Here is a 10,682-nt window from a genome sequence, read left to right on the forward strand (position 1 = left end):
CGGCATAACGGTTTCTTTTCCGCTCTTTTCCATGATCCCGGTGATCCATTCAAAAAAGCCTGCGAATCCTTCTGCGTCATTTGTGAACACATAGGCCTTCTTTGAATACTCCATCCCTCTCCAGTCAAATGCTCTGGCATAGTGCTTTTCGCTGCCTACATCGATCCCGACAATTATTTTTTCTTCTCCTACTTGCAAAATCTTTTCATTTTGTGTATAATACATATAGAGGACACCTTTCTGTAGTTTGTATTACTAACTTTCGCATCGTCAGTATTTACATTCTACACTGAGGTGTTCTTTTTTGCAACCCCTTGATTTGTTTGGTTACAGGAAGCTCCATTCAAAATATGGTATCATTTCCAAAGTACCACTATTTTTTTAATTATATCATATAACATATTGGGTTGTCAATCTATTATTTTTAAAAAATAGTGGATTTTTTACATATTCTATCATGATTCGTTGGGATTTTATGTAATATAGTGCTTTGGCGTGATTACGCGGAGTATGGGGGTTATCATGGTGTTAAGGGAAGTTATCTGTTAGAGAATATATTTTTATAGGATAATATTATCGCATAACTTAACAAAAACTCGTGTGATATTCAACAAATCCTATTGTTGATTAATGTTAAGTTCAACAAAGTTGGTTAATCGGTAATACGTGCTTTGTTAAAACTATTGACTTTAAAATATCAAGGTGATATAATTTAATTATAATCAATGAAAAGAATAATTGTCCGAAAAATAAGGATTTTTCAGAAGATGGGTATTATATGTGCGTGAAAAACGGTGGAATATTCTTGTATGTGTCCGGCTGATATTTATCGGACATATAAAGATTGACAAAATTAAATATCGGAATATTTTATACCGGTAAGATATAGTGATGTCTGTTTCATATTGCCGTATTTCTTGCACAGCGGATAAAATGACAGTTTCTTGGCCAAAGTTATCCGAAGAGGGGGAAGAACAATGAATAATATCATATATGTAGGCAGGAATATGACTACTTTTACCTGCAAGCAGCATTTTCATGAAGAGTGGGAGCTTGTATACTGCACGGGCGGTCAGGGCAGATTTGAATTTGAAGACAGCACCATTGAGTACAACTCAGGGGATCTTGTGATTATCCCGCCGCGTGTTATACATGCTAATAACAGCGATGAGGGTTTCACAAATATCCACATAAACATAACAGATGCAACTTTCAATTTCAAGGAGCCTCTGCTTATCTCTGATGATGCCGAAGAGCACATCAAGGGAAGCTTCAAGGACGCTTTCTATTTCTTCAACAGCGATATCAACAGCAGACAGCCTATTATGGCAGCGTTTGGCGACCTTATCGCTAATTACGTCACAGCTTTCAGCAATACAAAGCCCCTGCGTGATGTGGTGGATGAGATCAAGAGCAATATAATGCAGAATTTCACAGACTGCGACTACGAACTTGACACGTATCTGCGCACCATACCTTTCAGCTACGATTATCTGCGCAAGCTTTTCAAGAGTGAGATGGGTATGACGCCCCACAGCTATCTGACAAATCTGAGGATACATATGGCAGAGAAGCTTCTTTGCTCCCCTGATACTGTTGAGCAGAATATTTCCGAAATAGCGTATATATGTGGTTATTCCGACTCGCTGTATTTCTCGCGCGTTTTCAAGAAGAATTTTGGATGTTCTCCGAAAAATTACGCCGCCATGCATTCGGCAGGCGCATAAAATATAGTTTACATCAAAACCCTTTTGTAGATATAAATCCAGCCCCGCGGAAGTACTCCACGGGGCTGAATTTATGTGTTTGGTTCAAAATATCTGTATCCATCGGGAAGTCGGATAAAAGCGCGGATATGCTCATCTATCGGGCGTTCTATTATCGTAGAAATGTTGCCGACGTTTCCCTCAGCGGTCAGTATTGAATTCTCGCGAACTTCGATGACGATACCGATATGGTCATGCTCGCAGTTTTCAAAGACGCGGTCGAATAGCACGATATCTCCTGCTTCGGGAACAAAACCATCACCGATCTTATGATAACCGATGCGCTCATCGCCCAGTGCAAATTCTTCCCATGCGATGCAACCTGCCAGATGGCAGGTTTGACATTCGGCAGGACGTATCGGTATTTCAAAACCGGCTTCGATACAGCAATGATAAACGAAAGCTGCGCACCAAAGTCCGTCAGCTTCTTCTAAAGTCCAGCCGGGAAAATGTCGGATCATTCTATAGAGGTTCGATGCTTCGCACTTTACAAAACCATGAAGCGGTAGCTGAGCGTTCACTTTTGCGATATCGGCAAGGTGTTTTCTTGTTGTTTTTTTCATAATACCTCCGCTGTGATCTTTAGTGTATTCTGATAACATTATACTTTCTGATTGATAAAAAGTCAACTAATAAAGACCGCACCCCATACAAGTGACGAGGCGCGGTCTTCGTTTTAAGGATGGTTCTTTCCGATGGTTTATCTTACAGTAACTGTAACAGCATGCTTGATAGAAGCTGTTGATGTCCACTCGCCGTTGACTTTGGCAGCGATAGCTACCTTGTATGTCAGACCGGGAGTGAGGTTTTTGGGAGTTGTAAAGCTGAGGGTAGATGCAGGGATAGCAGAGGTCTGGACTCTCCACTTGCCTGCGAGATATACAGCAATACCATAGTTTGTAGCGCCCTGAACAGGATTCCATGTGAATCTTATCTGGTGATACTGTTCGTTGTAATCAACAGACTTTATCACGGGATAAAGATTGGGATCGAGAGTAGAAGGCTGCTGTGTTGTACCAGACGAAGAAGTCGAGCCGTTTACCACAGTAGTTTCGTCAAGAGTTCCGCCGTAAACTTCAAAGTAAGAAGCAAGCTTTGATGTATCTGTCTGGAGGAAGTAATTGCCCGATGGAATATAGCATATCGATGAGTTTGTATCGAAGTTTGCGTACTTGTTATCGGTATTTACCTTGGTGCTCTTGCTTGATACGACTGTGCCCTGCATATCGCCTGTGCAGTTGGTTAAAACGTCATTGTAGCTCTTGACTGCGCCGAGTTTTACCTGCATAGGATTTTTGCAGTTATTGAAGACATTGTACTCAGAGAAAATGTAGGCATTTGCTCTGGGGTTCATGCAGTAGCTTGTCTGTCCGCTGAATATGTTGTTGTACATATGGATGTTTGCCTGACGAGCAAGAGGTCCTCTGGATTCGCACTTGTTCCAGTAGTTGTGATGATATGTCAGGTGGTATTGGAGATTGCTGTCGGATGCACCGACAAGGTTTGTCTTGTGGTAGCCCTGATAGTAGCAGTAGCTGTTTGTGAAGTACTGTCCGCGCTTGAAATCGCAGGCACCGTCTCCGCCTGACTTATCGGATTCAGCAGGGTTGGAAATTGAAGGTGCATAGAATTCGCAGTTATGTATCCAGCATCTTTCAACGGAAGCAGTAAGAGTTGAGCTTTCCTGAACGCCCTCCATACCTATGCAGTCTTCGGGAACGTTCTTGAAAGCGATGTTCTTCACTTCAAAGCTCTTGCCGAGGCTTGGTGCGGAAGATTCGCTGATGAAATGCAGACCCCAGCCGTTGATGGCAGCATCAGTGCCGATACCCTCGATGGTGATATCCTTGCCAGACTTCATTCTTGCCATGTAGCCGTTATCTCCTACACTTCCGCCGTAATCTATGGAGTCATAAGCTGTCAGACCCGCAGGCGCCTTAACGTCGCCAATAATACGGACAACGAGAGGTGTGCCGTCCTGAGCCAGTTTCTTGATTATGCCCTTGTTGGAGTTGGTCTTTGAACTGCCGTTTGCGGTCTTTCCACCGCCTACGTCCTGACCGACTGAGTTGAGTATATTGCCGATGCCGGTAACGGTAGTGCCATCCTTGGAAGTTACGGAAACGGTGTCCTTGTTGTCGTTGGTTACATAAAGTACAATAGCGTTGGATTTCAATGTGCCGTTATCGTTGTATGCGCCCACACCTGCTGTATAATTGTAGTGTGCATAGCCTGAACGATCCTGTGCATTAACCTGAAGTCCGCTCTGTACGATAGTGCCCTTTGATGTGTTTACAGAAACAGAGTAAGTACCTGCGGGAACACCGGGTATATCAATTCTAAGACCTGCGGAAGTATCGCGTACCAGATATTTCAGGTCATTGCCAGTCAGCTTGCCTGATGTTGTACCCGAGTATGAAACACCTGTAACTTCGGAATCACTAAGACCCGAGAATACAACGTACAGACTTTCGTTCCAGCCGCCGGCGCTTACAGCCTTTACACCGTTGATCGTAGTGCTGCTGTTATTTCCGCCTGTGTTTCCGCCTGTGTTGCCGCCGTTATTGCCGCCGTTGTTTCCGCCGCTCTGTGAGCTGTCATCGGGCTGCTGATAAGATGTACCGCCCTGAGTTGAGTAAGCCATGTAGAACAGGTTAGCAACGTCCGCCTTTGTGAGGGTGTGGCTGCCTGCGGAAACGTCAGCTGTGATGACGCCGTTTGAAGCAGTCAGCTTTGTGCCGTCGAGCTTGATCGTACCTGTACTCTCAACGAAAACAAGAGTAAGCTTGCCCGAAGCAGGAGCGTTGAAACTGATGCTGGTGGAGCTTTCCAGTTTCAGGCACTGGGTCAGGGTCTGCCCGCCGTAGTTTACAGTTCCCTTAGATGTGGATAGATTGCCCGAGATAGAGAAGAAACTGCTGTTTGTTCCACTGGTTGTGAAGTTATGTACATTCGATGATGCAGGAACAGATGTCTGAGAACCGTTTGAAGAATCAGGCTTTGAACTGCTGGAATCATCGGTTTTTGAGCTGCTTGAAGAATCATTGTTTGATGGTGTGGTCGAATCGGAGAATCCTGAGCCGATAGCCACGATGGAATCCTTGTAGGACTGCAGTGCGGATTTCAGACCTGTGTTTACAGAGGAACTCTCGTCGTCAACAGAGTTATTGAAAGTCCACTTGAAATCGCCGCCCTGAACACGTCCTGCGTTAGCCTTTACGGTCTCAACTGCTGCATCGGGGCTTTGTGCGGAGTACTTGTACATCACGCTGGAAGTCTCAAAGTTATTATAAGTGCTTCCGCCCTGCTTTGCTGTAACGTAGGAAGGAACTTTCTCGGTAGCACTGCTTGCCTCATAAGCGTCAAAGTCGGTGGAATTTTGCTGATACTTCACGTAGCCCTTGGTCTTGTCGCCAGTTACCTTGTTGTTGTAGGACTTGATGATACCGCCGTTTTCACCTGAGAATGTACCGCCTGTTGCATTATCAGAGCCCTGCATGGAGATCAGCATGGGGTACTTGCAGTTGCGGAAATAGTTGTTTTCAACGAAAGCCGAACCGCCGAGAGTCATGCCGACACCGTATTTTGCATTGCCATCGAAGTAGTTATTATAAATGTGTACGGTACAGGTGCGTATTCTTGGGTGGCGTGAGTCTGAGTGATCATACCAGTTGTGGTGATAAGTGATATAGTTGCTGGTAGTCTCGGACTTCATGCCCTGGAGATTGCACTTGCCGTTATCCCAGAAATGGTTGTATGAATGGGTGATATAGGTAGATGTCTTGGTATCAAGAGCACCGTCGCCCTTTACCTGGTCGGCATCGGAGCCAGCATCGCCGTAGAACATATCGCAGTGATGAACCCAGATATGGTCATTCTTCTGCTGTAAGCCAACATTATCGCCCTCAGAGCTGTTGCAGTTCATGAAACCGAGATTTCTGATCTCGACATTTGAGGAATTTTTAATCACGACACCGAATCCGTTGCAGGTAGCGTCTTTACCGATACCCTCAACGGTAAGACCGCAGGTTATGGCATCAAGATAAAGGTCACCGCTGGGCATATTAGCGGGATCCTGAATGTTTCCTATGAAACGTATGCAAACGGGACCTACCTTGCTGTTACTTTTCAGGTTGGTGAGGATGTTCTGCACACCCTTTAAAGTTGTAGCAGTACCACTCTTATTAGGCATGGTTACTGTTACGGAATCCTTTGTGGCATTTGTGACGTAGATAACAGTTGCGTTGCTCTTGAGTGTACCGTCGTCGTTATAAGCGCCGGAAGAAGTACCGTTTACGAAACCGAATCCAGAACGGTCATGGGCGGTGGTGTTCACATTGACAGAAGCAGACTTGGATGAATCCTCTCTGCCGTTTATGATAGGAACGATCTTCAGTGTATGACTTCCCGATTTCAGACCAAGTGCATCTGCACGGAAGCATGAAGAATACTGGCGGATAAGCATACTGTCAAGCTTATATCCGTCAGCGTATACATTGTAGCCCGAAGCGCCAGAAACTGCTTTCCATTCAGCGTAAGCGCCCTCTGCATATCCTGCTGATGCAGTAACAGTCACCGAGGATGTGCTCTCGGCATTAGCGATTATGTTGGTAACACCCAGCAAAGCACCGGTATCCGTATTTATGACACCCGCACCGAAGGATGATGCAACAACAGCAGTCGCCATCAATGTTGCCATTGTCTTTCTCATGATTATTGCTTTCATAATTATTCAGCTCTCCTTTGATTTCATATTATTATACCTTCTGATCCATATCCATTTATATACTTATTCCTCAATGTTTATTGTACACTAAAAGATTAAACATTTCTATTCAAAATTCAGCACTGATTATTCATTTTTCGTATGTTTTATATGAACTTTATGAAAATTAGTAATAATGGCTAGAAGATCTAATTAATCTAAAACCTCTGTAAATAGGGATTTCAGCTGTATAATTACGAAATAGGCTTATTATTTGCAAATTCACTTTCATATAATTATAATTTATAAAAATTCCTTTTATGGATATTTAGGCGGCTAAATCAATAACAGCTTGTGTTAATGAATTAACTTTGAAGCTGTACAGTCATACTGTTTACATTTCACGGGCGATGTGCTATAATATTTGCAGAGGTGATATCTGTGCAGGTTATAAGGGCTGAAAATACAGCGGCGCGTGCCGGAGCATATTACGTCCGTATACAGGCGATGGCGAAGAAATATCATATCACGCTGGAAGAAGAATTCGATGAACATGACGGCGATGAGACAAAGTATATAGTTATCCTTGACGATGATTTTCCTGTGGCGACCTGCCGTTTTTACGATATCGGAGACGGCGCGGTGATGATAGGCAGGGTAGTTGTTCTTCCTGAATATCGCGGCAGGGGGCTTGGCAGCAGGGCTGTCATTTCAGCCGAAGAATGGGCTATAGAACTGGGTTACATCTGCGCTGTGCTGGAAAGCCGTGTTGAAAAGACAGGCTTCTACGAAAAGCTCGGATATATCGCCGATCACGAAAACATAATCGAGGGCAGGACATTCCGCTGTGTGCACATGGAGAAAAGATTGTCTTCCCCAAAATAGTAAAAAAGACCGTTCCTGCTTTTATTAGGGAACGGTCTATTTATATAGTATGGGTCATTTCTATTTTGCACTTGCAAACTAATATCAGATGAATTTTACGCCTTTTCTTATCAGTTCTGACTTGCGTTTTTGGGCTTTTTCAGCTGAAAAACGACAGCCTGTGCTTTTCACGTCAAGAAAGACTTCGGCTCCTGTTCTGAGTGCGCCTTTCGCAGTTGCGCCGACACAGCCGCAAAGGTCTAAACCGCATACTGTGAATGAACTGTACTTATTATTTGATAGATGTTCCTTGAAACTCTTAGATGTAAAAGTATTCGGGAGATTCTTTTCAAAGTACAGCTGAGACACCACATCAAGTCCGCTGTAAAGCTCTGCGCCTTTTGTACCTTTTATTGAAAATCCGATTATAAGTCGATTTGTAATGATATTCGGGAAGACCTGACCGATATAGATGATGTCATCGCCCGAAGCCTTATGCCGCGCGACGGTCTCATTCACCGAACTGACCAGGTTCTCTGAGTCATATGAAAACATGGGCTTGCGCTTTGCCCAGAGATAATCGTTTTGCATATCTATCACGAGAAGTGCTTTTTTATCTGCCATAGTTGACCTCCTGTAATTTCTGAATTACTGTTCGAGAAATCGCTCGACATTGTTTGTGATGTATGCCATAAGCGTATCATCATCGGTAAGGTCGATGCCGCAAAGCTGTTTCAGCTCGATGTGCCTGAGTACTGCAAGTTCGTGCAAACTGCTGATCTCAAAGGCTATAAGCTTGCATTCTCCCGCGTTTTTTTGACCGTCAAAATGTTCAATAATATAGGGCAGACTTTCCATGCCGATGCTGTCGCTGCGGTTGAGAAGTATATACTTCGTTATTGCTTTTGAGTAGCTGAAGTTTTCGATCATGAGCTTCATCATGCCAAAGTGCAGCATTATCAGACGCTGTTTTGCGGGAATGTCGGCATGAAGTAACTCGGCTAGTTCTGGACGGGCGATTTGTGCATCTGAGAGCAGCTGCTTGAAAACTTCGTACAGCAGATTTTCCCTCGACCCGTAGCAGTAGTTTATCATCGCAGGATTGACCTGAGCTTTAGCGGCTATCTTCCGTGATGTTACTTCGTCAGAATCGGAACAGGTTGTCATGAGTTCTTTAGCGGCTTCGAGCAGGACTTTTTTAGTAGCTTCTAGGTCGCGTTTTTGTTTATGCGGCATAATCTCACCTACTTATTAAACACGTTTAATTAATAGAAACAGTATACACCATTCAATTGATTTTGTCAACCCTGTAAGAATAGTTATCAAGGAATGGCTTGACTAATTATTGCGCATTGTGCATTTATTGCGAACTTTTAGTTGTCACTGTTGACGAAAGCTTTTTAAACAATATTTTAGCCAAAATGAAATGTAAAATATTATCATTAAAAGACGGATAGATTAATACATTATAACTATTAACAAAGGCAGAACTCACTAATATGACAATTTTTAACTCTCTATTTAGTATGAAAGTTGCTAATTAATAAAATTATATACAAGATGGTGTGTTATTGGTGAAATTATTATTAATATTACCTTGACAATCACCTTAAAAGATGGTATAATCAAAAAGAATAGAATATAATTTGTCAAAATTTTATAATAAATTTTGGAACATCAGAAGGCACTATATTAATAGTGTTGCTGAACTTTCAGAAAGGAGAGTTGAATAATGACTTCGGGTGAAGCACACAGCTGCTATTTAAATGCTAAGTCAAAGTACGAGGAAGCAATTTCTGAGAAGAATGCTTGCGCTGACAGCAAATACAGGCAGGAGATACTCAAAAGAGAAGCACAGGTAAGATTGAATGATTTTACTGCTGATAAGAATCGCTATACAACTACTAATGAGACTCTTGTTAAGGCGAATATACGCGACAAGGTAGATGGTGATCTTAATAAAGTACATACAGAAATGGACGATGCAACTTCTTATTTCAAGACTCTGGGCGAATCCAGTATGGGCACTATTGACCTTACAAAGCACATAATGAATGAAGATGACAAGACTCACAGAAAGTCCGTAGTCGGCAGGATCTTCACTAATATTGACAGTGCAAAGAAAAAGGTTGAAAATAAGATTACAGAGCTTGAAGCTTCTATCAAAAAGACAAACGGAGAGATAGATGCTGCTGAAACAGAGATAAGAAGACTCGAGGGTCAGATAAGCTACTGGGACGGCGTGAAGAACGAAAAGTCCAATGAGATGGAGATGTATCTTTCTCTTGAACGCAGACTTGCTGCAGAGGAAGAAGAAGCCCGCAGAAAGGCTGAGAGAGAGGCTGCCGAGGCAGCAGCTGCAGCAGCCGCTGCAAATGCAGGGTGATCTCCTTTATAATTGTGTGATAACAAAGTGTACTGCTGAATATGCGGTATACGATCGAGAAAAAAATGATATGGAGGCGATAACTTGAGTGGAATGGTCATAACACTGAAAAAATCGAGTTTTGATGGTTTTGGTAATCTGCTTAACAGACTTCTTTCAAAATTGAATATCTATGACTCAACGGTACAAGACCTTAAACACACGGTTGCAGGTGTTGGATGTGAAAATGATGGTCAGGTATCTAATGATCTTGGAAATGCTATCGATGATATAGTAAATTCACAGGAAAGCAAGGAAGATAAGAAAAAGAAGATAAATGATCTGAAGAATAAACTCGAAACTTTTGTAAATAATGCGGTACAGCATGAAAGGGCTGCGGCTGATAAGATAAGAGAAAAAAAGAAAGATTTTTATAAGAATTATAGTTATCTGGAACCTGATTGCGAAAAAGACTTTTGGAACAGGGTTACAGATATTGGAAAATCAATAGGAAGATGGATAGAGGATAATCTTCATTATATTACGGCTGCTTTAATTGTGCTCGCGGCAATAGTGATTGTTGTCTTTTTTCCCGGAGCTTGTGCGATACTTGCCATTATTGTAGGTGTTTTGTCTGCCGTGATGGGTATTGCAGATATCGCATGCACACTGATTTTCGGAACAGATGTAGCCGGTTTGCTGGAGTATCTCGGATTTGAAACATTTTCCAAATTTTATAAGGGTCTTGGATGGGGTCTTGATATTGCGAGTGTTATACTTCCTATAGGTTTAATGTCCGCAGCCGGAAAAGCGGCGTTTAAAGCTTCGGTCAAAAGTACAATCAAAGAAGCTTTCAAACACCCGATCCGTACGATCGGCAATGTTTTAAAAGGTGGATGGAACTCTCTTAAGACTGCTTTTAAGACTGCTTTTAGTGGAGCGAAGACTGCTTTTGGCGGATTGAAGACTGCTTTTAATGGAG

At 42.7% G+C, this 10,682-nt stretch carries 8 protein-coding genes and 1 pseudogene; 4 read left to right on the forward strand and 5 right to left on the reverse strand.

Features of this window, described 5'->3' with window-relative positions; all coding sequences use genetic code 11:
• Window positions 1–225, reverse strand: a pseudogene (locus BM265_RS18655) (IS110 family transposase); the annotation flags it as partial.
• A 752-nt stretch (window positions 226–977) separates the two neighbouring features.
• Between BM265_RS18655 and BM265_RS18660 the strand changes: the two are divergent.
• Window positions 978–1,727: an AraC family transcriptional regulator gene (locus tag BM265_RS18660; protein ID WP_074963440.1), complete on the forward strand. Its 750-nt coding sequence runs from the start codon at window positions 978–980 to the stop codon at window positions 1,725–1,727.
• A 71-nt stretch (window positions 1,728–1,798) separates the two neighbouring features.
• On the opposite strand, the gene BM265_RS18665 is transcribed toward BM265_RS18660, so the two are convergent.
• Together BM265_RS18665 and BM265_RS20820 are read right to left on the reverse strand one after the other, a co-directional pair.
• Entirely contained in the window at window positions 1,799–2,329 is a 531-nt protein-coding gene (locus BM265_RS18665) for a CHAP domain-containing protein (protein WP_074963441.1), read from the reverse strand.
• 137 nt (window positions 2,330–2,466) lie between these two features.
• On the reverse strand, window positions 2,467–6,492 hold the full coding sequence (locus BM265_RS20820; protein WP_074963442.1) for a pectate lyase family protein: 4,026 nt from the start codon (window positions 6,490–6,492) through the stop codon (window positions 2,467–2,469).
• 420 nt (window positions 6,493–6,912) lie between these two features.
• On the opposite strand from BM265_RS20820, the gene BM265_RS18675 reads away from it, so the two are divergent.
• Window positions 6,913–7,356, forward strand: a complete 444-nt coding sequence (locus tag BM265_RS18675; RefSeq protein WP_074963443.1) for a GNAT family N-acetyltransferase — start codon at window positions 6,913–6,915, stop codon at window positions 7,354–7,356.
• 84 nt (window positions 7,357–7,440) lie between these two features.
• On the opposite strand, the gene BM265_RS18680 is transcribed toward BM265_RS18675, so the two are convergent.
• Window positions 7,441–7,959: a cysteine hydrolase family protein gene (locus BM265_RS18680; protein ID WP_074963444.1), complete on the reverse strand. Its 519-nt coding sequence runs from the start codon at window positions 7,957–7,959 to the stop codon at window positions 7,441–7,443.
• A 24-nt stretch (window positions 7,960–7,983) separates the two neighbouring features.
• Window positions 7,984–8,571 (reverse strand): TetR/AcrR family transcriptional regulator, encoded by a 588-nt coding sequence (locus BM265_RS18685; protein WP_074963445.1) that lies wholly within the window; start codon window positions 8,569–8,571, stop codon window positions 7,984–7,986.
• 496 nt (window positions 8,572–9,067) lie between these two features.
• Between BM265_RS18685 and BM265_RS18690 the strand changes: the two genes are divergently transcribed.
• Complete coding sequence (locus BM265_RS18690; protein ID WP_074963446.1) at window positions 9,068–9,721, forward strand: hypothetical protein; 654 nt, start codon at window positions 9,068–9,070, stop codon at window positions 9,719–9,721.
• 84 nt (window positions 9,722–9,805) lie between these two features.
• A partial coding sequence (locus BM265_RS18695) for a hypothetical protein (RefSeq protein WP_143098787.1) occupies window positions 9,806–10,682 on the forward strand: 877 nt, incomplete at its 3' end.

It is taken from the genome of Hominimerdicola alba, assembly GCF_900112155.1.
GTDB classification, from domain to species: domain Bacteria; phylum Bacillota; class Clostridia; order Oscillospirales; family Ruminococcaceae; genus Hominimerdicola; species Hominimerdicola alba_D.